The sequence below is a fragment of the Agrococcus sediminis genome (assembly GCF_007923295.1).
In the GTDB taxonomy this organism is placed as follows: domain Bacteria; phylum Actinomycetota; class Actinomycetes; order Actinomycetales; family Microbacteriaceae; genus Agrococcus; species Agrococcus sediminis.
Window position 1 is genome coordinate 276,055 of the sequence record NZ_VOIR01000012.1, and the last position, 25,504, is coordinate 301,558.

The following is a 25,504-nucleotide window of genomic DNA, read 5'->3' on the forward strand; positions in this document are numbered from 1 at the left end:
TCCTGACGATCACGGCCACCGCACTCGGGGCGTGCTGAGGTTGACGTTGTCGGGGCCGCCGCTGATCTGCATCCAGGCGTCACCGGCGAAGCCGGAGTAGCACATCTTGTCGCCGTTCGCGCGGTTCTGCGTCGAGCCGCTCAGCGATCCGACGCTGACGGTGCCGCTCTGGAACTGGGCACCGCCGTTGGATGCAGTGTTGTGACAGCTGAACTGGTAGTTGCCGGGCCGGAGATCCTGCCAGTTGAGCTGGTAGTAGCGACACGGCTCACCATTCGCTCCCGCGCACGGGTTGGATCCACCCGCGTGGGCGATGTCGCCCTTCGACAGCGTCACCCGGGGATTGAGGCGCACCTCGGCGGTCGCCTGCGCGGTCGCGGTGGTCGTCTGCGCGCCGTGCCCGGTCGGGTCGGCGCCGGTCGAGGACTCGACGGTGATCCGCACGGTCTGCCCGCCCCGGGCGCCGACGGTGATGGAGTCGCTGTTGCGCACCGACTGCCAGCTGCCGTTGTCGATGCGGATGCGCGTGGTGATGTTCCGGCCGTTCCGCGCGGGAGCGCTCCACTGGAAGGTCACCTGCTCGACCTGCCCGCTGCCGCTCGCCGACGGGCTGCCGATCGCGCCGTAGGGCCGCGCGACGTTGCCGGCGGCCGTCCAGCCGCTCGAGTACTCGACGCCGTCGACGATCGCGTAGGCGCGCACCTCGAACGTGTACGGTCCGCCGTTGTTGTCCACGCCGGTGTAGGTGCCGCCGGGGCCGAACGACTGGGCGCCCGCGCCGCCGCCGCGCACCTCGAAGCGGATCTCGTTCGAGCGCAGGCCGTTCGGGTTGCCGGGCGTCCAGCCGACGACCGAGTCGCCGTTGCCGTCGGTCGCGCTCACGCTGCTCGGCGCGTCGGGCGCCGTGTAGGTGCGCACGGGGGCGGATGCCGCCGATGGCTGGCTCGTGCCGGCATCGTTCGTGGCCGTGACCGTGAACGAGATGCTCTCGTCGGCCGCCGGGAACCGGAAGTTCGCCGAGGTGCCCGTGACCTGCACGGGAGCCGCGCCGTTCGACGGCGTGACCGTGTACGTCTCGATCGTCGCGCCGTTGGGGTTCGGCGCCTGCCACGTCACCTGGATCTGCACCTCGCCCGGGATCGACCGGTCGGGGCTCGCCGACACCTGCTGCACCTGGGTGGGCGGGCCCGCGGGCGTGACGGGCTGCGAGTACGCCGAGAAGTCGCTCGGCTCGGGCGCGAGGTTCACCGCCTGGATGCGGAAGCTGTATGCCGTGCCGTTCGCGAGCCCCGTCCAGGTGAAGCTCGTGCCGGCCGCCTGCTGCTGCACGACTCCGCCGGGCGCCGGGGGCGAGATCTCGACGACGTAGTGCTGGATCGGCGAGCCCAAGGACGCCGGCGGCGTCCAGGTCAGGCCCACCTGCGTGTCGCCGCGCTCGACGACGGGAGGTGCGGGCTGCTCGGGACGCCGGTCGGGTCGGGCCTCGTTCGACGCCGGGGAGGGGTCGGAGTCGCCGACCTCGTTCTGGGCGACCACCTGGAACGTGTAGGTGATGTTGTTCCGCAGCCCGGTGACGGTGCACGTGGTGGACGAGCACGGGAAGCTGATCGCGCCGTCGGTCGACTGCACGACGTAGCCGGTGATGGGCGCGCCGTTCGACGGCGGTGCGGCCCAGGTGAGCGTCACCTGCCGGTCGCCGACCGCGTCGACGTTCGGCCTCGGGGGCGCGTCCGGGCGCGCCTTGACGTTGAGCGTGAGGGTGCCGGTCACCTGCCGCTCGACGCGCTCGGTCGCATCCTGGACCGTGTAGCGCACGGTCAGCACGCCCGAGAAGTCGGCCGCGGGCGTGACGGTGACCGTCCTGCCGTCGGTCGAGGGCTCTCCCTGACCGGCGACCAGCTCGGCAGAGAGGATCTCGAGCGGCACGCCCTCGTCGCGGTAGGGGTTGAAGTCGTCCTGCAGCACGTCGACGGTGACGGGCTGGCCCGCGGTCGCTTCGCCGGTGTCCGGCCGCGCGATCGCCATCGGCCTCGTCGTCGCGACGACCTCGACGACCACGGTGCCGGGCGCCTCGTTGCCGAGCGGGTCGATCGCCACGATCTGGAACGAGCCGGTGGTGCCCGGCGCGGTCGTGCGGTCGGCGGACGCGGTGAAGACCGAGCCCTCGAGCGAGTGCTGCACGCCGGGCATCGAGCCGCCGCGCAGCTCGAAGCGCATCGCCTCCATGTCGCCCACATCGGGGTCGGTGGTGGCGTCGAGCAGGTCGAACGTCGCGGCGCGCTCGCCCGCCTCGGGGCGCACGACCGCGCCCGCGAAGCTCGGCGGGATCGCGCTCGACGGGGTCACGTCGATCGGGATCGTCAGCATCGCCGTGTTGCCGTCGGGGTCGTCGGGCCCGTCGCCGTCGGTCACCTCGAAGGTGATGGATGCGGGGCCCACGTAGCCCTGCGGCGACTGGAAGCGCAGCGTGTCGTTGTCGACGATGAGCGAGCCCTCGGCGTTGACGGCCGTGACCGTGTCGCCGGAGGTGATGCGCGGAGCCCCGCCGCTCGGCACGGTCACCTCGTCGCGCAGCTCGATGATGAGCTCGAGCCCCGATCCGATCTGCAGCGCCTGGGTCGATGCGAGGTACGGCGCCCGGTCGCGCACCGGCGGCACGGCGACGAACGCCTCCGCCGCGAGCCCGTCGATGTCGGTGACGCGGTAGGTGACGACCTGGAACTCCTCCGAGGGCACGACCTGCACCATGTCGCCGACCACGCGGCCCTCGCCCGTGACGATCGACAGCTCGAGGTCGCTCGGGTCGCCGTCGGGATCGAGGTCGTTCTCGAGCACGGGCACGTCGAACGCCTGGTCGAGCTCGACCTGGTCGCGCGGCAGCGGGTCGTCGCGCGCGGCCGGCGGCTGCAGCGGCGCGTCCTCGGCGACCGTCAGGAGCACCGTGCCGGTCGTGCTCGCGCCCCGCGCATCCACCACCGCGTAGGTGAACTGGTAGTCGCCGGGTGCCGAGGGCGACCGCAGGTCGACGGTGCTGCGCTCGGTGTTGACCTCGGCCTCGGACAGCTCGGAGGGCAGCTCGAGCCCGTCGACCTGCAGCGTCAGCGCGTCCTGGTCGGGGTCGGAGTCGTTCTCGAGCACCGGGACGGCGATCGCGCGATCGGGCCGCACCGTGATGAGGTCGGTCTGCGCGAACGGCGTCTGGTTGACGTCGGCGGCCTGCGCGATGCCGATGATCGCGGTCGCCGTGCCCTCGGCGCCCCAGCGGTCGCGCACGCGGTAGGTGAACTCGACGGTGCCGGCGCTGCCGGGGAACGCCTCGAAGTCGAAGTAGTCGGGTCCGACCTCGGGCAGCACGCGCCCGCCGTCGGGGCCGGTGTCGTAGCCGACGAGCTCGACGCCGTCGCCGTCGGGGTCGATGCCGTCGAGCGGGATGGGGATGCGCACGGTCGCGCCGGCGAGCACGCGGGAGGTGACCGTCTCGGGCGCGGGCGGCGCGTTCTGCTCGGCCTCGCGCGGCACGATCGTCACCGCGACCGTCGCCGAGTCGCGGTTGCCGAGCTCGTCGAGGATCTCGTAGGTGACGGTCGCGCGCGTCGGCCCGCCCTCGAGCGCGTGCACGCGCAGCTTGCCCTCTGAGATGAAGGCGACGCCCTCCTCCTCCGAGGCGAAGCTCGTGTCGATCACCTGCGGGTTGATCTCGAACGGCGTGCCGTCGGGCGAGAAGTCGTTGCCGAGCACGTCGACCGTCGCGTAGTCGCCTGCGCGCACGGTCGCCGCGTCGTCGACGGCCTTCGGCGCGCGCGGCTGCTCGGGCGGCGCGACCGGGATCACCTCGACCGTGCCGGTCTCGGAGTAGCGGCCGTTCGAGACGGTGTAGGTGAACTGGAAGGGGCTCTCGAGGCCGCGGTTGTCGACGATGCTGACGATGCGGCGATCGCGCAGCTCGACCGTGACCGGCGCCGCGTTCTCGATCGTGAACTGCTGCACGACCAGCACGCCGCCGGCCGGGTCGACGTCGTTCGCGAGCAGGTCGACGACGGCGCTGCCCTGCTGCGGCACGAGCGCGATGTCGCGCACCGCGACCGGTCGCGCCTCGTCGTCGGGCGTCCGGATGTCGACGCGTACGCGCCCGATGCTCGACAGCGGGCCGTCGGCGATCATGTAGGTGAAGTAGTGGGTGCCGACCGCGCCGCCGGTGATCCGCACCGTGCCGGTCGACGCATCCCAGGTCATCTCGAGCCCCTCGGCGGGCTCGACCGACGCGAGGCGCAGCGGCCGCCCCGAGGGCGAGAAGTCGTTCAGCATCGGGCGCACCGTGGCCTCGCGGCCCTCGATGGTCGTGATGAAGTCGGCGTTCGCGAGCGGGTTCGCGTCGCCGCGCTCGCGCACGTCGACGGTGACCTCGGCCGTCGTCTCGGTGCGGCCGTCGGAGACCGTGATCTCGACCTCCTGGATGCCGACGTCGCCGGTGGCCGTGTAGATGAGGCGGCCCGACGGGTCGGTCTGGATCGTGTCGCCCGAGGCGGAGGTGGCGCCCTGCAGGTAGAGGTCATCGCCGTCGGGGTCGAGCCAGTCGCTGAGCGCCTGGTACTCGTACTCGCCGCCCTGCTCGACGGCGAACGCCTGCGCGCGCAGCTGCTCGGGCGCGCCGTTCTCGCTCTGGGCGCGCACCTGCACGGCCACGGTCGCCTCGTCGGTCTCGCCGCGGCCGTCGTCGATCTCGTACGAGAAGCTGAAGCCGCCGCCCGCATAGTCGGCCGGCAGCTCGAGCTGCAGCCGCGAGTCGTTGGCGACCGGGGCGACGCTCACGCCCTCGGGGAGGGGACCTGCGACCGCCGCCGTGAGCACGTCGCCGTCGGCGTCGACGTCGTTCCACAGCACCGGCAGGATCGTCGAGCGGCCCGGCCGCGCGCCGAACCGGTCGTCGTTGGCGACGGGCGCGGTGTTCTCCTCGTTGACGGGCGGAGGCTGGTTCGTCAGGAGGTCCTCGGTCGACTCGTCCTCCTCCTCCTCGGACTGCTCCTCCGACTCGGGCGGCACGAGATCGTCCCAGTTGTCGACCATGATGAGCGTGTCGGCGAGGATCCACGAGGCGCCCTGCACGAACTGGTTGAGCACGACCGCGTCGCGGTTGACGCGGAAGGCGGTGGGCGAGCCGTCCATCCCCTCGACCTGCACGCGGTGGTCGCGCGCGTCGTCCTGGCAGTCGCGCACGAAGTCGGCCGCGGCGGGCCAGACGCCGTAGACGCAGCCGTCGAGCTGCACGGGGCGCACAGCGTCGCCGCCGTCCGGGTGCTCCTCGACCTCGGGCTCGCCGCCGCCGAGCGGCTGGCGGATGAGCTGGGTCGGCGTCGACAGGACCACGCGGTCGGACGCGTCGCCGACGAGCTGCACCGCGGCGCCCTCGGGCACCTCGACGGCGCGGCCGGGCAGCAGCAGCGCGCCCGTGCTCGCGTCGAGCACGACCGGCTCGGCGCCGACGGCGGTGACCACGGGGTCGGCCATCTCGCGCAGCTCGCCCCGCTCGCGGAAGCGCGGCTCGTCGAGCACGCCGTCCTCGAGCGGCACCACCACCTGCTGCGCGCCGCTGGGCGAGACGGCGTGCACGGTGCCGTCGAGCCCCACGGCGACCGCCGCCCCCTCGCCGAGCTCGGCGATCGGGTCGGTGCTCTCGGCCGAGAACCCGCCCAGCTCGTCGAAGGGCATCGCCCAGAGGAAGCCGTCGGCGGGGTCGAGGATCGCGACGATGCCGCCGCCCATCGCGATCTCGCCCTGCGGCGGCAGCTGCACGCTCGTGCCCGTGGCGACCTGCAGCGGGTCGACGACGAGGGCGGCGGATGCCTCCTGGTTGTGGAGCAGGACCCGGTCGCCGTCCTGCAGCACGTCGAACGTCGCCGTCGGCGACGTCAGGCCGGCGTCGAGCTCCTCGGCCTGGATGTTGATGCGGCCGAGCTCCTGCGTGCTCGTGCGCGTCACCCAGACACCGCCGTCGTTGAGGTCGACGTCGGTGGTCGTGAAGCCGTCGTAGGTGAACGCGAGGATCCCGAGCGCGACGGAGACGGCGGTGACGAGACCGCCCGCTGCCGCAGACCTGCGGTGGTGCTTCACCCACCGGAGCAAGACCGGCTCCCCCACCTCATGAGAAACGCTGACCGAAACCTGAGGGCACGCTTGCAGAGCGTGACCGCGGCCATTGTGTCAGATGAGCGAGCCTCGAGTCTGGGCGGTGTGTCGCGGCCGGTGTCTCGCGACGCGTGCGACCTGCGGTCGCGCGCTCCTCGACCTTGAGCCCTCCGCGCTCACCACGCAGGTGAGCTCCGGGCTCAACTCCTGGCGCGCTCGTAGGCCGCGAGGCGCTCGGCGTTCTCGGCGTTGAAGTCGTCCATCGCCTGGCGGTTCCACTCGCGGGCGCGGCGGCCGCGGCGGGAGACGATCCCGCCGACCCACACCGGCACCTCGCGCGCGATGACGAACGCGAGCACCGACAGGGGCGCCAGGATCAGCTGGCCCAGCTCCTCCGCGTCGATGCCCGGGAGCGCCGTGTAGCTCTCCCAGCCGCCCTCCGCCTCCATGTAGGCGCCGCCGATGTGCGCGGCGTAGACGAGGAGCGCGACGAGGAAGGCGCCGAGCACGTGCGCCCACCAGCCTGCGCGGTTGACGACGAGCGTGACCAGCCAGTAGGCGAGGAAGAAGACGATGACCGGCAGGAGGAACGAGGGCCGCAGCCACACGGTCTCGAGCGTCTCGGCGGCGTCGAAGCCGCGGTCGAAGAGGTAGCCGACCGCGAAGAACGCGGCGGCGAACACGAGCGCGAAGATCGCCGTGGCGAGGAGCGCGACCGCGAAGCCGACCCCGCGGGCGCCCTTCCGGCGCGGCGGCACGGGCTCCTCGACGAGCACGATGGGCGTGCCGCCCGAGGCCGCGCGCGCCGTCTCCTCGTCGACCGCGATCGCCGATGCGGGCACCTCGTCGCGCACGATGCCGAAGCGTTGCGTGCGCTCGTCGGCGCCCGGCTGCTGCTCGAGCACGCGGGTGTCGCCGTCGGCGTCGTGCGTGTCGATCGCACGGGTGGCCTGGTCGTCGTGGTGCTGGGCGTCCATCGCCTGCGTCGGCTCCGGCTCGACGAAGTCGCGGTCGGAGCGGCCGTCGCGGGAGGCGGCGGCGGCACCTGCGGCTCCGGCGGCGGCGACGCCGCCCGCGGCGAGCGCGCCGGCGTGGCCGCGATCGGCGTCGGGCGCGGGGTCGCCGTCGGGCGTGCCGTCGCCGCCGACGTCACCGGCCGCGCCGGCGTCCGTGCCGGCGGTGTGGCGGCGCAGGCCGAAGGAGGGGCGGCGCGGCTCGACGAGCGGAGGCGGGCCGTCGCCCGCGTCGCGCGAGGCGTCGTCGCCGTCGGCCGCCGCGTCGCGGGGGCCCTCGGGCTCGTGCGGGGCGAGCTCGGGCTGCTGCTCGAGCGAGCTGGCCGCCGCGTCGCCGTGCGCCTCGTGGGCGTCGGTGCGGGCCATGTCGTCGGGCGCGGCGGCCGAGTGCGACGGGCCGCGCAGCGTGGAGGGCGCGATCACGGTCGGCTCGATGGGGCTGTCGCCCCGGTCGTCGGCGACCGCGGTGTCGAGCGGCGCGGTGTCGGTGCCCGGCTCGTGCTCCACGAGCGGCTGGTGCTCGTCGTGCTCGGAGACCGAGGTGGCCGCGACCTCCGCGTCGTCGGGCGCGTCGTCGGCCGAGTGGTGGTGCACCTGGCGCTCGCTCGTCGAGGGCTCGACGGCCTCAGCGCCGGTGTCGCCGGTGGTGGGCTCCTTGGCCGATGCGCTGCCGAAGAACCGATCGCGCCACGAGGTGGGCTGCTCGTCGCTCATGGTGAAACCTCCTGAGGCGGCTCGGTGCCGCGCCGTCGGCCGATTGTAGGCACGGCGCGCCGGGCGTCCCCCGCGCCGCACCGCGCGCATCCGTTTTGCCCCGGGCACGACGAAGGGGCCGCACCCTCGCGGGTGCGGCCCCATCGTCGACTGCGGGCTAGACGTACTGCCCGGGCTCCTCGCCGAGCTCGCCGCCCGTGAAGGCGTCGAAGTCGAGGTAGGACAGGTCGGACTCGTCCACGCCGCCGGCGTCGGCGAACAGGCGGTTCGGGTAGCGCTCCGCCTTCGCCTCCTCCGTGGCCTCGACCGAGACGTCGCGATAGCGCGCCAGGCCGGTGCCCGCGGGGATGAGCTTGCCGATGATGACGTTCTCCTTGAGGCCGAGCAGCGGGTCGCGCTTGCCGGCCAGAGCCGCCTCGGTCAGCACCTTGGTCGTCTCCTGGAAGGAGGCGGCCGACAGCCACGACTCCGTCGCGAGCGACGCCTTCGTGATGCCCATGACCTCCTGGCGGGCCGAGGCCGTCTTCTTGCCCTCGGTGAGCGCCGCGCGGTTCAGCTCGTTGTACCGCGAGCGGTCGACGAGCTCACCCGGGAGCAGGTCGGTCTCGCCGTGGTCGACGACCGTCACCTTGCGCAGCATCTGCCGCACGATGACCTCGATGTGCTTGTCGTGGATCGGCACGCCCTGCGAGCGGTACACGTCCTGGACGCCCGAGACCAGGTGCTTCTGCACCTCGCGGACGCCGCGCACGCGCAGCACCTCCTTCGGGTCGACCGAGCCCACCTGCAGCTGCTGGCCCTGCTCGACGTGGTCGCCGTCGCCGACCTCCAGCGTTGCGCGGCGCAGCACCTGGTAGACGAGCTCCTCGTCGCCGTTGTCGGGCGTGAGCACGACGCGCTTCGACTTCTCGTCCTCCTCGATGCGCACCCGGCCGGCCGCCTCGGCGATCGGCGAGGAGTTCTTCGGGGTGCGGGCCTCGAAGAGCTCCGTCACGCGGGGCAGACCCTGCGTGATGTCGCTCGCGCCGACCGAGCCGCCCGTGTGGAACGTGCGCATGGTGAGCTGCGTGCCGGGCTCGCCGATCGACTGGGCGGCGATGATGCCGACCGCCTCGCCGATGTCGACGAGCTTGCCGGTGGCCAGCGAGCGGCCGTAGCAGTGGGCGCAGACGCCGACCGCCGACTCGCACGTGAGCACCGAGCGCACCTTGACCTGCTCGACGCCCGCGGCGATGAACGCGCGGATCTCGAGGTCGCCGATGTCGGAGCCCGCGGTGGCGAGCACCGTGCCGTCGGCCGCGACGACGTCCGTGGCGACGTTGCGGGCGTAGACCGCGGACTCCACGTTCTCGTGCAGCACCAGCTGGCCGTCGACCAGCTCGGCGATCGGGGTGTCGAGGCCGCGCTCCGTGCCGCAGTCGTCCTCGCGGATGATGACGTCCTGCGAGACGTCGACGAGTCGACGCGTCAGGTAGCCCGAGTCGGCGGTGCGGAGCGCGGTGTCGGCCGAGCCCTTGCGCGCGCCGTGCGTGGCGATGAAGTACTCCGCCACCGTCAGCCCCTCGCGGTACGAGGAGATGATCGGACGCGGGATGACCTCGCCCTTCGGGTTCGTCACCAGGCCTCGCATGCCGGTGATGTTGCGCACCTGGATCCAGTTGCCGTTCGCGCCGGCGGTCACCATGCGGTAGATCGAGTTGCCCTCGTCGAACGCGTCCTGCGTCGCCTTCTGCACCTCGTTGGTGGCCTTCGTCCAGAGCTCGGTCAGGTCACCGCGACGCTCGGCGTCGGTGATGAGGCCCTTCTCGAACTTGTCCTGCACCTTGCGCGCCACCTCTTCCGCGGCGGCGACGATCTCGCCCTTGCGCGCGGGGGTGATGACGTCCGAGAGCGCGACCGAGATGCCCGAGCGCGTGGCCCAGTAGAAGCCCGCGTCCTTGATCTTGTCGAGCGTCGCCGCCACCACGGTCTTCGGGTAGCGCTCGGCGAGCGCGTTCACGATGAGCGAGATGACCGGCTTCGCCGCGACCTCGGAGACGAACGGGAAGTCGTCCGGCAGCAGCTCGTTGAAGAGCGCGCGGCCGAGCGTCGTCTCGTGCAGGAACGGCTCGCCGTCGACGAAGCCCTCCGGGCGGTCCTGGTCGCGGAAGACCAGGCCCGACAGGCGGATGCGCACCACGGCACCGAGGTCCAGGGAGCCCTGGTCCATGGCCATGATCGCCTCGGCGACCGAGGAGAACGCGCGGCCCGTGCCCACCGCATCCGCCTTCACCGTGGTGAGGTGGTGCAGGCCGGAGACGATCTCGTGGGTCGGGAGCGTCACCGGGCGGCCGTCGGACGGCTTCAGGATGTTGTTCGACGCGAGCATCAGCACGCGGGCCTCGGCCTGGGCCTCGACCGACAGCGGCAGGTGCACGGCCATCTGGTCGCCGTCGAAGTCGGCGTTGAACGCCGAGCAGACGAGCGGGTGCAGCTGGATGGCCTTGCCCTCGACGAGCAGCGGCTCGAAGGCCTGGATGCCGAGGCGGTGCAGCGTGGGCGCGCGGTTCAGCAGCACGGGGCGCTCGCGGATGATCTCCTCGAGCACGTCCCACACCTGCGGCTTCGACCGCTCGACCATGCGCTTGGCGTGCTTGATGTTCTGGGAGTGACCCAGGTCGATCAGGCGCTTGATGACGAACGGCTTGAAGAGCTCGAGCGCCATCTGCTTGGGCAGGCCGCACTGGTGCAGCTGCAGCTGCGGGCCGACCACGATGACCGAGCGGCCCGAGTAGTCGACGCGCTTGCCGAGCAGGTTCTGGCGGAACCGGCCCTGCTTGCCCTTCAGCATGTCGGAGAGCGACTTCAGCGCGCGGTTGCCGGTGCCCGTGACGGGACGGCCGCGGCGGCCGTTGTCGAACAGGGCGTCGACCGCCTCCTGCAGCATGCGCTTCTCGTTGTTCACGATGATCTCGGGGGCACCGAGGTCGAGCAGGCGGCGGAGTCGGTTGTTGCGGTTGATGACGCGGCGGTAGAGGTCGTTCAGGTCGCTCGTCGCGAAGCGGCCACCGTCGAGCTGCACCATCGGGCGCAGCTCCGGCGGGATCACCGGGACGACGTCGAGCACCATCGCGGCCGGGCTGTTGCCCGTCTGCAGGAACGAGTTGACGACCTTGAGGCGCTTGATCGCGCGGATCTTGCGCTGGCCCTTGCCCTCGGCGATCTGCGTGTGCAGGTCCTCGGCCTCGGCGGCCAGGTCGAAGGCGAGCAGGCGCAGCTTGATCGCCTCGGCGCCCATGTGGCCCTCGAAGAACTCGCCGTACAGGTCGGTGAGGTCGTGGTACGCCGCGTCCTCCGCCTTCAGGTCGCCGACCTTCAGTGTGCGGAAGTCGTCGAAGACCCGCTCCATGTGGGCGATCTGGTCGTCGGCGATCTTGCGCAGCTGCGCCATCTCGCGCTCGCCGGCGTCCTTGACCTTGCGCTTCTGGTCGGCCTTGGCGCCCTCCTCCTCGAGCTGGGCGACGTCGGCCTCCAGCTGCGAGAGGCGCTCGGCGATGTCGGCGTCACGGCGCTTCTCGATCTCGGCGACCTTGAGGCGCAGCTCCTGCTCGAGCTGCGGCAGGCGCTCGTGACGAGCCTCCGTGTCGACCCGGATGATCATGTACGCGGCGAAGTAGATGACCTTCTCGAGGTCCTTCGGCGCCATGTCGAGCAGGTAGCCGAGACGGCTGGGCACGCCCTTGAAGTACCAGATGTGCGTGACGGGGGCGGCGAGCTCGATGTGGCCCATGCGCTCGCGGCGCACCGACGACTTCGTGACCTCGACACCGCAGCGCTCGCAGACGATGCCCTTGAAGCGCACGCGCTTGTACTTGCCGCACGCGCACTCCCAGTCGCGGCTCGGGCCGAAGATCTGCTCGCCGAACAGGCCGTCCTTCTCCGGCTTCAGCGTGCGGTAGTTGATGGTCTCCGGCTTCTTCACTTCGCCATAGGACCAGCCCCGGATGTCGTCGGCCGTTGCCAGGCCGATCCGCAGCTCATCGAACGTGGTTGCGTCGATCAATGCATTTCCCTCTTGTTTCGAAGTTCTGTCTGCGGCTGCTGGATCAGATGTCGTCGATCGACGACATCTCCGGCCGGGAGATGTTGATGCCGAGCTCCTCGGCCGTGCGGAGGGCCTCGTCCTCGTCATCGCGCAGCGTGACGACGTCGCCGGCTGCGTTCAGCACCTCGACGTTCAGGCAGAGCGACTGCATCTCCTTCATGAGCACCTTGAAGGACTCGGGGATGCCGGGCTCCTGGATGTTCTCGCCCTTGACGATCGCCTCGTACACCTTCACGCGGCCGACGATGTCGTCCGACTTGATGGTGAGGAGCTCCTGCAGCGTGTAGGCCGCGCCGTACGCCTCGAGCGCCCAGACCTCCATCTCGCCGAACCGCTGGCCGCCGAACTGCGCCTTGCCGCCCAGGGGCTGCTGCGTGATCATCGAGTACGGCCCGGTCGAGCGCGCGTGGATCTTGTCGTCGACCAGGTGGTGCAGCTTGAGGATGTACATGTAGCCGACCGAGATCGGGTACGGGAACGGCTCGCCCGAGCGGCCGTCGAGCAGGTTGGCCTTGCCCGAGCCGTCGATGAGGCGGAGGCCGTCGCGCGTCGGGAGCGTCGCGTCGAGCAGGCCGATGATGGTCTCCTCGGTCGCGCCGTCGAACACCGGCGTGGCCACCTTCGTGTCGGCGGGCGCCTCGAGCGTGCGGGGGTCGAGACCCTCTGCCCACTCCGGCGTGCCGTCGACCTTCCAGCCCGTCTTCGCGATCCAGCCGAGGTGCGTCTCGAGCACCTGGCCGAAGTTCATGCGCTTCGGGATGCCGAGCGGGTTCAGCACGATGTCGACCGGCGTGCCGTCGGCGAGGAACGGCATGTCCTCCTCGGGCAGGATCTTCGCGATGACGCCCTTGTTGCCGTGACGGCCGGCGAGCTTGTCGCCCTCGGTGATCTTGCGCTTCTGCGCGATGTAGACCACGACCTTCTCGTGCACGCCCGAGCCCAGCTCGTCGTCGCCGTCCTCAGCGCGGAACTGCTTGACGGCGATGACCGTGCCCTGCTCGCCGTGGGGCACCTTGAGCGACGTGTCGCGCACCTCGCGGCTCTTCTCGTTGAAGATCGCGCGGAGCAGGCGCTCCTCGGCCGACAGCTCGGTCTCGCCCTTCGGCGTCACCTTGCCGACCAGGATGTCGCCCGGCACGACCTCGGCGCCGATGCGGATGATGCCGCGCTCGTCGAGGTCGGCGAGCAGGTCGGGGCCGACGTTGGGGAGGTCGCGGGTGATCTCCTCCTTGCCGAGCTTCGTGTCGCGCGCATCCACCTCGTACTCCTCGATGTGGATCGACGAGAGCACGTCGTCCTTCACGAGGTTCTGGCTGAGGATGATCGCGTCCTCGTAGTTGTGGCCCTCCCACGGCATGAACGCCACGAGCAGGTTGCGGCCGAGGGCGAGCTCGCCCTGGTCGGTCGCGGGGCCGTCGGCGATGACCTCGCCGGCCTCGATGCGGTCGCCCGCCGAGACGATGACGCGGTGGTTGTACGACGTGCCCTGGTTGGAGCGGTCGAACTTGCGCAGGAAGTACTGCTGCGTGCCGCCCTCGTCGAGCTGGATCGAGACCATGTCGGCCGAGACCTCGGCGACGACGCCCGCCTTGTCGGCGGTGATGACGTCGCCGGAGTCGATCGCGGCGAAGCCCTCCATGCCGGTGCCGACGAACGGCGCCTCGGAGCGCACGAGCGGCACGGCCTGGCGCTGCATGTTCGCACCCATGAGGGCGCGGTTCGCGTCGTCGTGCTCGAGGAACGGGATGAGGCTCGTCGCGACCGACACCATCTGGCGCGGCGAGACGTCCATGTAGTCGACCTCGGTCGGGACGACGAGCTCGACCTCCTCGCCCTTGCGACGGGCGACGACGCGGTCCTCGACGAACTGCTGCTTCGAGTTGAGGCGGTTGTTCGCGTGGGCGACGACGAACTCGTCCTCCTCCGACGCGGTCAGGTAGTCGATCTGCTCGCCGACGATGCCGTTCTCGACGCGGCGGTACGGCGTCTCGATGAAGCCGAACGAGTTGATGCGCGCGAAGGTCGCGAGCGAGCCGATGAGGCCGATGTTCGGGCCTTCCGGCGTCTCGATCGGGCACATGCGGCCGTAGTGCGAGGGGTGCACGTCGCGCACCTCGACGCCGGCGCGCTCGCGGCTCAGGCCGCCGGGGCCGAGGGCCGAGAGGCGGCGCTTGTGGGTCAGGCCCGCGAGCGGGTTGTTCTGATCCATGAACTGCGACAGCTGCGAGGTGCCGAAGAACTCCTTGATCGCGGCGCTCACGGGACGCACGTTGATCAGGGTCTGCGGGGTGATCGCCTCGATGTCCTGCGTGGACATGCGCTCGCGGACGACGCGCTCCATGCGGGCCAGGCCCGTGCGGACCTGGTTCTGGATGAGCTCGCCGACGGCGCGGATGCGACGGTTGCCGAAGTGGTCGATGTCGTCGACGTCGAGGCGGATGTCGACGGCCTCGCCCTTGCGGACGCCCGGCAGCGTGGTCTCCTCGGCGTGCAGCGCGACGAGGTACTTGATCGTCGCGACGATGTCCTCGACCGAGAGCACCGAGTCGCTCATGGGCGCGTCGATGCCGAGCTTGCGGTTGATCTTGTAGCGACCCACCTTCGCGAGGTCGTAGCGCTTCGGGTTGAAGTAGAAGTTGTCGAGCAGCGCACGGGCGGCCTCGGCGGCGACCTGCTCGCCCGGACGCAGCTTGCGGTAGATGTCGCGGAGGGCGTCCTCCTTCGACATGGGCGCGTCCTTCTCGAGCGTCGCGAGGATCGACTCGTAGCCGGCGAACTCCTGCGCGATGTCCTCGGCGGTCATGCCGAGCGCCTTCAGGAAGACGGTGACCGACTGCTTACGCTTGCGGTCGATGCGCACGCCGACGGCATCGCGCTTGTCGATCTCGAACTCGAGCCAGGCGCCGCGGCTGGGGATGACGCGCGCCGAGTAGATGTCCTTGTCGGAGTTCTTCTCCGGGGTGCGCTCGAAGTAGACGCCGGGGCTGCGCACGAGCTGCGAGACGACGACGCGCTCCGTGCCGTTCACGATGAACGTGCCCTTCTCGGTCATGAGCGGGAAGTCGCCCATGAAGACGGTCTGCGACTTGATCTCGCCCGTCTCGTGGTTCATGAACTCGGCCGAGACGTACAGCGGCGCGGCGTACGTCTTGCCGCGCTCCTTGCACTCGTCGATCGTGTACTTGGGCACGTCGAGCACCGGCTCCGAGAAGGAGAGCTGCATCTTCTCGCTCAGGTCCTCGATGGGCGAGATCTCCTCGAAGATCTCCTCGAGGCCCGAGTGCGCGGGGACGTCGTCGCGACCCTCGGCGTTCGCCAGGTCGAGGCGGGCCTTCCAGGCAGCGTCGCCGATGAGCCATTCGAAGCTCTCGGTCTGCAGTGCCAGCAGGTCGGGGACGGTCAGGGTGTCCGAGATTCGCGCGAAGCTCAGTCGGCTTGCGTTCCGACCGGTCTTGGGGCTCAGTTCAGCCAAGGCAGATACCTCCGGGCCGGGAAGGGTTGCGGGTCTTCCCGGGATCGTGTCGTCGGTGAGAGACTCGTCAACACCCTGAAGCGCCCTGTTCGGGCGCAGGCCGACCGCAATATGAAGGCAGAGGGGATGTCTGTGAGCGCAAATGGCTACGATACGCCGCGGATGCCCGGATGTCCAGCCGGGTCGGCGTGTCGGCCCTCGCCCCTGCGTCCGACGATGCTAGCGCGCGACCCGGATCGCCGCGAGGGCGGACAATGGTGCCTGTGGAGACCCCCAGTCGCCGGCTCTCGAGCGGCCTGCACGCCGAGATGCGCTTCGCCGGCGCGGGCGGCTGGCAGCTCGTCGTCGACGGCACGCCGCAGTCGCACGTCGACCCCGAGCGGCCGGAGCTGCTCGTCTACGAGTACGTGCAGCAGATCGGGCACGTCATCGACGCGCTGCCGCCCGGCCCGGTCACCGCGGTGCACCTCGGCGCCGGCGCGCTGACGCTCCCCCGCTACGTCGACGCGACCCGCCCGGGCTCCCGCCAGCAGGTGATCGAGCTCGAGCCGCTGCTCGTCGAGCTCGTGCGCGAGGTCGCGCCGCTCCCCCGCGGCGCGAGCGTGCGGGTGCGCTACGGCGATGCCCGCGAGCAGCTCGGCCGCCTGCCCGCGGGGCTGCGCGGGAGCGCCGACCTCGTGGTGGTGGATGTCTTCTCGGGCTCGCAGACGCCGGCCCACGTGACCACCGTCGAGTTCCACGCGCTCGTGCGCGACCTGCTCGCGCCCGACGGCGTCGTGGTCGTGAACATCGCCGACGACCGCACGCTCGCGTTCGCCAAGCGCCAGCTCGCTGCGCTGCACGAGGTGCACGGCGAGGTCGCCGCGCTCGCCGATCCCGGCATGCTCAAGGGCCGCAGGTTCGGCAACGTCGTGGCGGTCGCGGGCGCGGCGCTGCCCGACCTCGACGCGATCGGCCGCGCGCTGCGGCGCGACCCGCTGCCGGGCAAGGTCGTCTCGGGCGCCGAGCTGCGCCGCTTCCTCGGGGGCGCGCTGCCGGCGCGGGACGCCGACGCGACGCCGAGCCCCGCGCCCGGCCGCGGCGTCTTCGGCTGACGCGACCCGCCGCATCCGTCCCTTCCCGGGCGCAGGCCGCGCGGCCCCGGCGCACAACGCAAGCCCGGCGCGCCGGCTCAGCGCGCCTCGGCGGGCGGTGGCTCCAGCGGCCGCTGATCGTCGACGGCGGGCTTGCGTTGTGCTGGGCGCCCCGCGGCTCGCGGGGCGGGCTCCCGGGGAAAGCCGCCCCGGTGCGGGACGATGACCGCATGAGCGAGTCGATCGGCTACGACCAGACCGCGCTGCGGAACGCCGTCGACGTCGGGGCCGCGGCCCGCAGGCTGCGCCAGCTCGGCCGCGAGCGCTCGCTCGCCGCGGTGTCGGAGCGCGCCTGGCTGCTCGAGAGCATCGGCCGGCTCGACGAGGCGCTCGCGGCGGCGAGCGAGGCGGTGACCCTCGCGCGAGCGTCGGGCTCGCGCGACCGGGTCGCCGAGGCGCGGCTGCTGCGCGCCTCCGTCGTGCAGACGCGCGGCGACCTGCGCACGGCGCTGCGCGAGTGCACGGCGATCATCGCCGAGTCGCGCTCGAACGACTGGGTCGAGCTCTGGGCGCACGCGCTGCAGCAGCGCGGCACCGTGCACTTCGCGCTCGAGCAGTGGCACGAGTCGCTCGTCGACTTCACCGTCGCGGTCGAGCTGTGCCGCGAGGCGCAGCTGCCGGCCGAGCAGCTCGAGGCGGCCGAGGTCGCGCTGCTCGTCGCGACCGACCGCGCGCAGACCGAGGCCCTGCGGGCCGACCAGGACGTGCCGCGCGCCTCCCACCCCATCTGGGGCGGGCGCTGACGCGCACCTTCCACAGGCGTTCGCGGCCGGTCGGCGCAGCGTGGGCGGCGGCTGGCATGCTCGCAGCCGGGCGCGGGGCTGGAGGAGGAGCGGATGGCTGATCTCGATCGGGTGCGGATCTGGGCGGAGGCCCTCATCCGGCTGCACCTCGACGACAGCTGGAGCTTCGCCTTCGACCGTGCCGCGAAGCGCGCGGGCCTCACGGACTACACGCACCGGCGCATCACGGTCTCGCGGCACCTCGCCGCGCGCTGGGACGACGACGAGGTGCACCAGACGCTCCTGCACGAGGTCGCCCACGCGATGGTCGGGCCGGGTGCGGGGCACGGCCCGCGCTGGGAGCGCACCGCGCGCGAGCTCGGCTACGTCGGCGGGCGCACGCACCAGGGCGAGATCGCCGCGGAGCGCGCCGGCTGGGTGGGCTCGTGCCCCGGCGGCCACGAGCACGTGCGCTTCCGGGCCCCCAGGGGCCGCTACGCGTGCACGCCGTGCACGCGCTCGGCGCGCCGGGTGGTCGAGGTGCGCTGGCGCCGCCGCGAGCAGGCCGCGTGAGCCGCGGGCGCCGGCGGTGACGGCCCGCACGCTCTCGAATGGGCTCGAGGCCCGACTGGTCGCCGACGCGCACGGGCTCGTGCTGGTGATCGACGGCATCGAGCAGTCGCACCTCGGCCCCGCCGGCGCGCCGCCCCGGCACGCCTCGCACCGGTGGATGCTCGCGGCCGCAGTCGAGTCGCTGGCCGCCTCCGGCGGCGGCACGGCGCTCCACCTCGGCGGCGGCGCGGCAGCGCTGCCGCGGGCGCTGCAGGAGGCGCTGCCGCACCTGCGGCAGACGGTGGTCGAGCTCGAATCCGCGATCGTCGCGCTCGTCGCCGAGGCGGCGCCGCTGCCGGCGGGCATCGACGTCGTCGTCGGCGACGGGCGCGCCGTGCTCGAGCGCGTCGCCGCGCCGGTCGCGCTCGTGACCATCGACGTCTTCGGCGCGGGGCGGGTGCCGGCGCCCTTCACGACGCTCGAGTGCTTCGCGGCGGCCCGGGCGGCGCTCGAGCCCGGCGGCGCGCTCGTCGTGAACTCGGCCGACGGCCCGCCGCTGCGGTTCCTCCGCGGTCAGCTCGCGACGCTGCGGGCCGTCTTCGCCCACGTCGCGCTCGTCACCACCGGCTCGACGCTCGCCGGCGCCCGCCACAGCAACGCGGTGCTGCTCGCGAGCGATGCGCCGCTGCCGCTCGACGCGGTGCGGGAGCGGGTGCGCACCGGGCCGCCGCCGGCCGCCGTGCTCGGCTGGGATCGGCTGCGGCGCTTCGTCGACGAGGCATCGCCGGTGCCGGTGCGCGATGCCACCGCGGTCGACTCCCCCGCCCCGGTGCGGTCGGCCTACCTGGGCTCCGCCGCGCTGCCGCCGTCGCTCACCGCGCCGGACGCCCGACCTGCGGGCGGCCCTGACGCATCCCCCGCCCGCACCGCGCCGGGCGCGACCGCCCCGGCCGGCCCGCCCGGCGCATCCGCGCCCTCGACCGCCTCGGGCGGCGCGGCCGCCTCGTAGGAGGCGCTGATGACGCGGTACGAGCGGGTGAGGAAGGCCAGCGCCGACGCGACGACCATGATCGCTCCCGCGATGAGGAACACGAGCGCGATGCCCCGCGCCTCGCCCCTGCCGAGCACCGGCTCGAGCGCGGCGGCGCCGCTGTCGGAGCGCGCCCATGGGATGATCCAGAACTCGGCGATCGGGGCGATGAGGAACGCGGTGACCGGCGCGGCCGCCGCCTCGAACGCCATCGCGAAGCCGAAGACCCGGCCCTGCCGCGAGAGCGGCACGACGCGCTGGATGATGGTCTGCTCGGCGGCCTCGGCCGCCGGGATGAGGCACATGTACGCCCAGATGCCGAGGGCGTACAGCCACCACGAGTCGCGGATGGTGAAGAGCGCCCCGAGGGCGCCCATGATCATGACGACGATCAGCAGCGTGCGGATCGGGCGCCTGCCGAGCCCGAGCCTCGCGATCACCATGCCGCCGATGATGAAGCCGGTGGCAGAGACGCCCACGACGATGCCCCAGACCTCGACGCTGAACAGCTCGAGCCCGTACGGGTCCATGAGCGCCATGTAGACGCCGCCGATGAGGTTGTTGAAGGTCGAGAACACGATGAGCGCGAACAGGCCGCCGATCGCGAGCACCGCGCGCACCGAGCCGCGCAGGTCGATGCCGCGCACCGTGTCGTCGGCGTCGAGCGCGACGACGTCCTCCGGCACGCGCAGCGTCAGCAGGTGGGCGAGGCTCGCGGCGGTGAGGGCGACGGCGATCGCGATGGTCCAGCCCATGCCGAGCTGCCCGATCGCGAGCCCGGAGAAGACGCTCGTGATGATGAACGCGATGCCCTGCACCGTGCCGACCATGCCGTTCGCGTTCGCGTGCCGCGCGTCGGGCACGAGCATCGTGACCATGGTCGACAGGGCGATGTTGCGCATGTGCTCGACGACCGCGCCGCCGAGGATGACCGCGGTGAACAGCCAGAACCACGGCGCCGCGAGGTCGAGCAGCGCCGGCTCGGGCAGCAGCAGGTACATCGCGCCGGCGAGCGCGAAGGCGAGCAGGGTGACGGCGCCGGAGAGCAGCATCACCCGCAGCTTGCGGTGGTGGTCGACGATCGAGCCGAAGAGCATGCTGCCGACCGCGACGAACAGCATGTAGGCGCCGCCGATGATGCCGGTGGCGAGCACGGAGCGCGTCTCGAGATAGACCCAGAAGGTGAGCGCGAACCACAGGAAGCTCGTCGTGACGTTGGCCATCGCCGTGTTGACGAGCACGTGCAGGAACGTGCGCTCGCCCGCCGTGCGCACCTCGCTCGAGGTCATGCGACGACGCTAGCCCCGACCGCCCACGCGCGGCACCCGTCGATCTCGGGCGCCGCGCGTGCCGGGAGGATCAGCCGCGCGAGTCGCGCGCCTCCGCCCACAGGTCGACGCCCGGCTCGTCGCGCGCGAGCTCGTCGATCGCCGCGAGCTCGTCGTCGCCGAACGAGAGGCTGTCGAGCGCGCCGAGGTTCTGCTCGAGCTGCTCGACGCGCGAGGCGCCGATGGTGAGCGACGTGACGCGCTCGTCGCGCAGCGCCCACGACAGCGCCAGCTGCGCGAGCGTCTGCCCGCGCTGCTCGGCGATGCGCCCGAGGCCGCGGATGCGCTCGATCGCCTCGGGTGAGACGTCGGTGTCGAGCGGCTTGCGGGCCGCGCCGCGGCCGGCGCGCGAGTCGGCGGGCACCCCGTCGAGGTACTTGCCGGTCAGCAGCCCCTGCGCGAGCGCGGTGAAGCCGATCACGCCGATGCCGAGCTCGCCGGCCGCGTCGAGGAGGCCGTCGCGCTCGATCCAGCGGTTGAGCATCGAGTACGACGGCTGGTGGATCGTCAGCGGCGTGCCGAGCGACGCGAGGATCTCGTGCGCGCGGCGGGTCTCGTCGGCGCTGTAGCTCGAGACGCCGACGTACAGGGCACGACCGGTGCGCACGATGTGGTCGAGCGCCGCCATCGTCTCCTCGAGCGGCGTCTCGGGGTCGGGCCGGTGGTGGTAGAAGATGTCGACGTAGTCGAGGCCCATGCGCGCGAGCGACTGGTCGAGGCTCGAGATGAGGTACTTGCGGCTGCCGCCGATGCCGTACGGTCCCGGCCACATGTCCCAGCCGGCCTTCGTCGTGACGAGGATCTCGTCGCGGTGCGCCGCGAGGTCGCTCGCCATGACCCGGCCGAAGTTGAGCTCCGAGGCGCCGAAGGGCGGGCCGTAGTTGTTGGCGAGGTCGAAGTGGGTGATGCCGCGGTCGAAGGCCGTCGTCAGCAGCTCGCGCTGCCGCTCGAGCGGCACGTCGTCGCCGAAGTTGTGCCACATGCCGAGCGTCAGCAGCGGCAGCTTGAGGCCGGAGGTGCCGGCGCGTCGGTACTGCATGCGGTCGTAGCGTGCGGGGTCTGCCTGCCAGCTCATCGTGCTCCTGCCTTCTGGTGGGCCGCCGCGTCGGCGGCGACGAGGGTGTTGGTGGCGCCGCGCAGCGCGACCGCCGCGGCGCAGGCCGCGGCGCACGCGGGGCTGTGGAAGTCGATGCCGAGCTCGGCGAGCGCGTCGACGACGCGGCCGGCGACGAGCAGGTCGGCGGCGTTCGGCCGCAGGCTGCCGTCGGCCCACCGCTCCCCCGCCGCCACGATCGCGATCGAGGCGCGGTCGCCGAGGCGCACCTGCTCGTCGAGCGCGGCGCGGGCGATGTCGGATGCGTTGGCGAGCGTCGCGTCGAGCACGAGCGACGTGCGCGGGGCGAGCGCGAGCAGCTCGCGCGTCTCCTCGCCGCGGTCGGCGTCGGCGATGACGATCACGTCGGCGGACGCCGCGCGCACGCCGGCGGCGCCCCACTCGAGGGTCACCTGGTAGTCAGCGCTCATCCTGCAAGCCTACGGATCGCGACTGGACGCATCCGTCGTCGCCGCGTCAGCGCAGCGCGCCGCAGTGGGCGAGCGCCGCGCGCACGAGCGAGCCGCGGCCGCCCTCCATCTCGCTCGCGATGAGCTCGGACGCCGCGGCCTCGGGGCTGAGCCACGTGAGCTCGAGCGCGTCCTGCCGCGGGTCGCACGTGCCGCTCACGGGCACGATGTAGCAGAGCGAGACGGCGTGCTGGCGGTCGTCGGAGAACAGCCCGTCGCCGACGAGCGGGAAGTACTCGGCGATGTGGAACGGCACGGGGCTCGCCGGCAGCTGCGGGAAGGCCATCGGGCCGAGGTCCTTCTCGAGGTGGCGGTAGAGGGCGTCGCGCACGCGCTCGCCGCGCATGACGCGGCCGGAGACGACCGTGCGCGTCATCTCGCTCTGCTCGTTCATGCGCAGCAGCAGCCCGACCTCGGTCACCTGCCCCATGCCGTCGAGGCGCACCGGGATGGCCTCGACGTAGAGGATCGGCAGGCGCTCGCGGGCCTGCTGCAGCTCCTCGTCGCTCAGCCAGCCGGGATTGGGGTCGGGGGTGCGCACAGCCATGGCCCCATTGTGCCTGCCGGAGGGCGGATGCGCCGCGGTCAGGGCCGCAGGCGGCGGCCGGAGCGGTCGGCCCAGAGCGCGAGCCCGAGCCAGGCGGCGGCGACGACGAGCGCGAGGACGACCGAGGGGATGTCGCCGAGCGCGGCGAACCAGCCGACCGGGTCGGGGTCGGGCAGCGCGCTCAGCAGCGTGCGCGCCGCGAAGGTCGTCGCGACGGCGAGCATGCTGATGCGCCCGACGGCCGCGAAGGGCTCGGCGAAGGCGCCGAGCGCCGACGTGCCGCCGCGCAGGTCGGTGTCGACGGTCGGATGCATCGCGCACGCGAGCACGGAGGCGAGGCTCGCGACCGCGAGGGTGAGGGGCGGCGTCCAGAGCGCCGTCGCCGGCTCGAGCGGCTGCTGCCCCCACACGGTCGGCGTGAAGTAGGCGAGGATGCCGAGCACCCCGAAGAGGGTCGCGGCGAGCAGGCCGTAGCCGACGACCCGGCCGCGCTGGTGGCCGGGGACGCTGCGGGCGCGCAGCAGCGCGTGCGCGAGCGCGGCGCCGGCGGCAGCGGGCACCGCGAGGCCGAGGCCGGCGACGACCGTCGTCACCGCCTGCACGACGAGCGGATCGGCGGTCGTGCCGGCGGCATCCGCGATCCCGCCGACGAGGAGCGTGGCGGGGCTGCACCGGTCGCTCAGCTCGCCGCAGAGGCCGGTCGTGAGCCACAGCGCGCCGGCGCCGACGGCCGTGCTGATCACGGTCGCCCATGCCCAGCCCGCCCAGCTGCGCGCGAGGGTGCCGAGCAGCCCGAGCGCCGCGAGCGCGACCGCGAGCTGCACGAGCGGGCCGGCCACGGCGATCCGCTCGAGGCCGCCGAGGGAGCCGCCCTCCGGATCGAGCGGGATGCCGGTCGCGGCCCCCCGGATGAGCGCGGCGCCCGCGGCGACGACGAGGCCGAGGAGGAGCAGGATGAGCGTGCGCCGGGTCGCGCGGCCGGCGCTCGTCCAGCCGCGGTGCTGCGCGAGCGCGTGCGCGCAGCCGGCGATGAGCGCGAAGGCGGGCAGCGCGATCGCGTCGAGGCCGACCGCGCCCCACGGCTCGGAGGCGGGGAACGGGCGGCTGGGCGCTGCGAGCCACGCGACGGTCGCGAGCACGAGCAGTCCGCGCGCGGCGTCGAGCGAGACGACGCGCCCGATGCGCCCGCGGCGCGCCGGGCGACGGGGCCCACCGCGGGCGCCTCGGCCCCCCATGCCCGGCAGCACCCGGGTGGTCGCCGAGGTGCTCGTCACGTGCCCTGCTCCATGCTTCGAGGCTACGGTGTCGGTGAGGCCGCGGGGCCGTCCTGCGCCTCGTGACGAGAGGGGCTCGCATGCACGAGATCGACGCCGAGGCGGTGCGCTGGCGCGAGGGCACCGGGGATGAGCTGCTGGTCGTGATGCACGGCATCGGCTCGCACGAGGGCGACCTGTTCGGCCTCGCGCCGCACCTGCCGCCCGAGCTGACGATCGCGTCGCTCCGGGCGCCGCTGCCCTACGGGGGCGGCTTCGCCTGGTTCGAGTTCTCGCCCGTCGACAGCGACGACCACGAGCTCATCGACCGCTCCGCCGCATCCGTGCTCGGATGGCTCGACGGGCTCGAGCGGCAGCACGACCGCGTGCACCTGCTGGGCTTCTCGCAGGGCGGGGCGATGGCGGTGCAGCTCGTGAGGCTCGCGCCGGAGCGCTTCTCGTCGATCGCGCACCTCGCGTCGTTCGTGCATGCGGGCGAGCTGCCGGGCGACGCGGTGCTCGCGGCGCGCGAGCCGCGCATCCCGCTCCTGACGACGATCGGCGACCTCGACGACGTCATCCACCGCGACAAGATCGAGCGCTCGACGCCGTGGCTCGACGCGCACTTCGCCGTCGAGCGCCGCACCTACCACCGGGCGCACACGATCGTCGCCGAGGAGCTCGCCGACGTCGTGGCCTTCCTCGGCCGCGTCTAGCGGGCGCGCGCTCGATCGGCCCGAGCGAAGGCTCGCGGCGCATGCGGCGGCGTGCGCGCGCTCAGGCCGATCGAGCGCACGGCAGACTGGACCCATGCAGCGGTTCAGGCTCGGCGGCGTCCCGGGCGTCACGCCCGCCAAGTGGATGCGGGTGTGGGCCGAGCGCGTGCCCGACGTGCCGATCGAGCTCGTCGAGCTCGGAGAGGCGGATGCGCCGGCGGCGCTGCGGGAGGGGCGCGTCGACGCCGTGCTCGCGCGCCTGCCGCTCGCGGGCGACGACCTGCACGCGGTGCCGCTCTACGACGAGCTGCCGGTGGTGGTCTCGGCGAAGGGGCACCCGATCGTCGCGTTCGAGACGGTGACGCTCGCCGACCTCGAGGGCGAGCCGCTGCTCGCCGACGAGGGCATGACCTCCGCGCAGCTGCTCGAGGTCGTCGCGTCGGGCGCCGGGCTCGCGATCGTGCCGATGTCGGTCGCGCGGGCGCTCGGCGGCCCCGACACGCGGCACCGGGTCGTGACCGACGCACCGCCGACCACGGTCGCGCTCGCCTGGCTGCGCGCGAACGACTCGCCGCTGCACCAGGAGCTCATCGGCATCGCGCGCGGACGCCGCGCCGGCTCGTCGCGCGGCGCCGAGCGCGAGGGCGGCAGGCACAGCGTGGAGCCGGGCAACGCGGCGACCGGCGCCAAGCCGCGCCCGTCGAAGCCGAAGCCCACCCCGACGCCGGGCCGCCCCCGCCGACGCGGCGGGCACGGCAGGTCGGGCCGCCCGGGCCCCGGCGGGCGGCGCTGACGGCTCAGGCGCCGACCGCCTCCAGCGCGTGGAAGATCAGGTAGACCGGCCAGACCATCGCCTGAAGCAGGCCCAGGATCACGGCCCAGAAGCCGCCGCCCGACTGCCCGACGAAGTAGATCGCCGCGCCGATGTACGCGAGCAGGAAGAAGAACCCCCACGGGCCGGTCTTCTCGACCACCTGCACGCCCCGCCGCTGCTCCGCCACGATGCCCTCGCTCCTCGGCGGCGCCGGAGCCGGCACCGCCGGGCGACGCCTCGCCGTCGTCCGCATCGTACGTCCGGCCCGCCCTCGCGTCGACGGGCGATCCCGCCTGGCACGACGAAGCCCCGCCTCACGGGGAGGCGGGGCTTCTCGAGTGCGGTGACGGTGGGATTTGAACCCACGGTGGAGGGTTGCTCCACACGACTTTTCGAGAGTCGCACCTTCGGCCGCTCGGACACGTCACCAAGGGGAGACC

Annotated in this window: 15 protein-coding genes, 1 tRNA gene and 1 pseudogene; 6 read left to right on the forward strand and 11 right to left on the reverse strand. The window is 72.7% G+C overall.

The features are described from left to right. Nucleotides 1–9: 9 nt before the first annotated feature. The 4 genes from FQ330_RS05025 to rpoB form a co-directional block, all read right to left on the reverse strand. Entirely contained in the window at nucleotides 10–6,108 is a 6,099-nt protein-coding gene (locus FQ330_RS05025) for an Ig-like domain-containing protein (RefSeq protein ID WP_146355719.1), read from the reverse strand. A gap of 215 nt (nucleotides 6,109–6,323) precedes the next feature. Beyond that, nucleotides 6,324–7,850, reverse strand: a complete 1,527-nt coding sequence (locus tag FQ330_RS05030; RefSeq protein ID WP_146355721.1) for a hypothetical protein — start codon at nucleotides 7,848–7,850, stop codon at nucleotides 6,324–6,326. Nucleotides 7,851–8,007: 157 nt separating this feature from the next. Beyond that, nucleotides 8,008–11,892 carry a DNA-directed RNA polymerase subunit beta' gene (rpoC, locus tag FQ330_RS05035; RefSeq protein WP_146355723.1) on the reverse strand — a complete coding sequence of 1,295 codons (3,885 nt, stop codon included), beginning with the start codon at nucleotides 11,890–11,892 and terminating at the stop codon, nucleotides 8,008–8,010. A 43-nt stretch (nucleotides 11,893–11,935) separates the two neighbouring features. Continuing rightward, on the reverse strand, nucleotides 11,936–15,406 hold the full coding sequence (gene rpoB / locus FQ330_RS05040; RefSeq protein ID WP_128188740.1) for a DNA-directed RNA polymerase subunit beta: 3,471 nt from the start codon (nucleotides 15,404–15,406) through the stop codon (nucleotides 11,936–11,938). A gap of 254 nt (nucleotides 15,407–15,660) precedes the next feature. Here rpoB and FQ330_RS05045 point away from each other — a divergent pair, with 254 nt between their 5' ends. The 4 genes and pseudogenes from FQ330_RS05045 to FQ330_RS13510 all read left to right on the forward strand — a co-directional run. Then, nucleotides 15,661–16,500, forward strand: coding sequence for a spermidine synthase (locus FQ330_RS05045; protein ID WP_128188741.1), 840 nt, complete (start codon nucleotides 15,661–15,663; stop codon nucleotides 16,498–16,500). A gap of 209 nt (nucleotides 16,501–16,709) precedes the next feature. Beyond that, nucleotides 16,710–17,282 (forward strand): hypothetical protein, encoded by a 573-nt coding sequence (locus FQ330_RS05050; protein WP_128188742.1) that lies wholly within the window; start codon nucleotides 16,710–16,712, stop codon nucleotides 17,280–17,282. Nucleotides 17,283–17,375: 93 nt separating this feature from the next. Then, nucleotides 17,376–17,834, forward strand: a complete 459-nt coding sequence (locus tag FQ330_RS05055; RefSeq protein ID WP_128188743.1) for a SprT-like domain-containing protein — start codon at nucleotides 17,376–17,378, stop codon at nucleotides 17,832–17,834. A gap of 85 nt (nucleotides 17,835–17,919) precedes the next feature. Further along, nucleotides 17,920–18,516, forward strand: a pseudogene (locus FQ330_RS13510) (spermidine synthase); the annotation flags it as partial. 137 nt (nucleotides 18,517–18,653) lie between these two features. On the opposite strand, the gene FQ330_RS05060 reads toward FQ330_RS13510, so the two are convergent. The 5 genes from FQ330_RS05060 to FQ330_RS05080 form a co-directional block, all read right to left on the reverse strand. Continuing rightward, a complete protein-coding gene (locus FQ330_RS05060; protein ID WP_146355725.1) occupies nucleotides 18,654–20,132 on the reverse strand; it encodes an MFS transporter in 1,479 nt (492 codons plus the stop codon). Between the two features lie 70 nt (nucleotides 20,133–20,202). Further along, entirely contained in the window at nucleotides 20,203–21,246 is a 1,044-nt protein-coding gene (mgrA, locus tag FQ330_RS05065) for an L-glyceraldehyde 3-phosphate reductase (protein WP_146355727.1), read from the reverse strand. Then, nucleotides 21,243–21,695 carry a hypothetical protein gene (locus FQ330_RS05070; RefSeq protein ID WP_146355729.1) on the reverse strand — a complete coding sequence of 151 codons (453 nt, stop codon included), beginning with the start codon at nucleotides 21,693–21,695 and terminating at the stop codon, nucleotides 21,243–21,245. Before FQ330_RS05070 ends, mgrA begins: the two co-directional genes overlap by 4 nt. 46 nt (nucleotides 21,696–21,741) lie before the next feature. Beyond that, a complete protein-coding gene (locus FQ330_RS05075) occupies nucleotides 21,742–22,281 on the reverse strand; it encodes an NUDIX hydrolase family protein (RefSeq protein WP_128188748.1) in 540 nt (179 codons plus the stop codon). Between the two features lie 38 nt (nucleotides 22,282–22,319). Continuing rightward, nucleotides 22,320–23,555, reverse strand: coding sequence for a hypothetical protein (locus FQ330_RS05080; protein WP_146355731.1), 1,236 nt, complete (start codon nucleotides 23,553–23,555; stop codon nucleotides 22,320–22,322). A gap of 80 nt (nucleotides 23,556–23,635) precedes the next feature. Between FQ330_RS05080 and FQ330_RS05085 the strand changes: the two genes are divergently transcribed. Further along, nucleotides 23,636–24,250, forward strand: a complete 615-nt coding sequence (locus FQ330_RS05085) for an alpha/beta hydrolase (protein WP_146355733.1) — start codon at nucleotides 23,636–23,638, stop codon at nucleotides 24,248–24,250. Nucleotides 24,251–24,344: 94 nt separating this feature from the next. Beyond that, entirely contained in the window at nucleotides 24,345–25,043 is a 699-nt protein-coding gene (locus tag FQ330_RS05090) for a LysR substrate-binding domain-containing protein (protein WP_146355735.1), read from the forward strand. Between the two features lie 4 nt (nucleotides 25,044–25,047). Here the strand turns inward: FQ330_RS05090 and FQ330_RS05095 are convergent, their stop codons facing one another. Continuing rightward, nucleotides 25,048–25,251: a hypothetical protein gene (locus tag FQ330_RS05095; RefSeq protein WP_225792696.1), complete on the reverse strand. Its 204-nt coding sequence runs from the start codon at nucleotides 25,249–25,251 to the stop codon at nucleotides 25,048–25,050. 154 nt (nucleotides 25,252–25,405) lie between these two features. After that, nucleotides 25,406–25,493 (reverse strand) — tRNA-Ser (locus tag FQ330_RS05100). Nucleotides 25,494–25,504 lie beyond the last annotated feature (11 nt).

Excerpts from the sequence above, each read along its gene's own strand:
- FQ330_RS05085 (WP_146355733.1), top strand. The coding sequence starts at position 23,636 with ATGCACGAGATCGACGCCGAGGCGGTGCGCTGGCGCGAGGGCACCGGG.
- FQ330_RS05055 (WP_128188743.1), top strand. The coding sequence starts at position 17,376 with ATGGCTGATCTCGATCGGGTGCGGATCTGGGCGGAGGCCCTCATCCGG.
- FQ330_RS05050 (WP_128188742.1), top strand. The coding sequence starts at position 16,710 with ATGAGCGAGTCGATCGGCTACGACCAGACCGCGCTGCGGAACGCCGTC.
- FQ330_RS05075 (WP_128188748.1), bottom strand. The coding sequence starts at position 22,281 with ATGGCTGTGCGCACCCCCGACCCCAATCCCGGCTGGCTGAGCGACGAG.
- mgrA (WP_146355727.1), bottom strand. The coding sequence starts at position 21,246 with ATGAGCTGGCAGGCAGACCCCGCACGCTACGACCGCATGCAGTACCGA.
- FQ330_RS05060 (WP_146355725.1), bottom strand. The coding sequence starts at position 20,132 with ATGACCTCGAGCGAGGTGCGCACGGCGGGCGAGCGCACGTTCCTGCAC.
- FQ330_RS05045 (WP_128188741.1), top strand. The coding sequence starts at position 15,661 with ATGGTGCCTGTGGAGACCCCCAGTCGCCGGCTCTCGAGCGGCCTGCAC.
- FQ330_RS05070 (WP_146355729.1), bottom strand. The coding sequence starts at position 21,695 with ATGAGCGCTGACTACCAGGTGACCCTCGAGTGGGGCGCCGCCGGCGTG.
- FQ330_RS05090 (WP_146355735.1), top strand. The coding sequence starts at position 24,345 with ATGCAGCGGTTCAGGCTCGGCGGCGTCCCGGGCGTCACGCCCGCCAAG.
- FQ330_RS05030 (WP_146355721.1), bottom strand. The coding sequence starts at position 7,850 with ATGAGCGACGAGCAGCCCACCTCGTGGCGCGATCGGTTCTTCGGCAGC.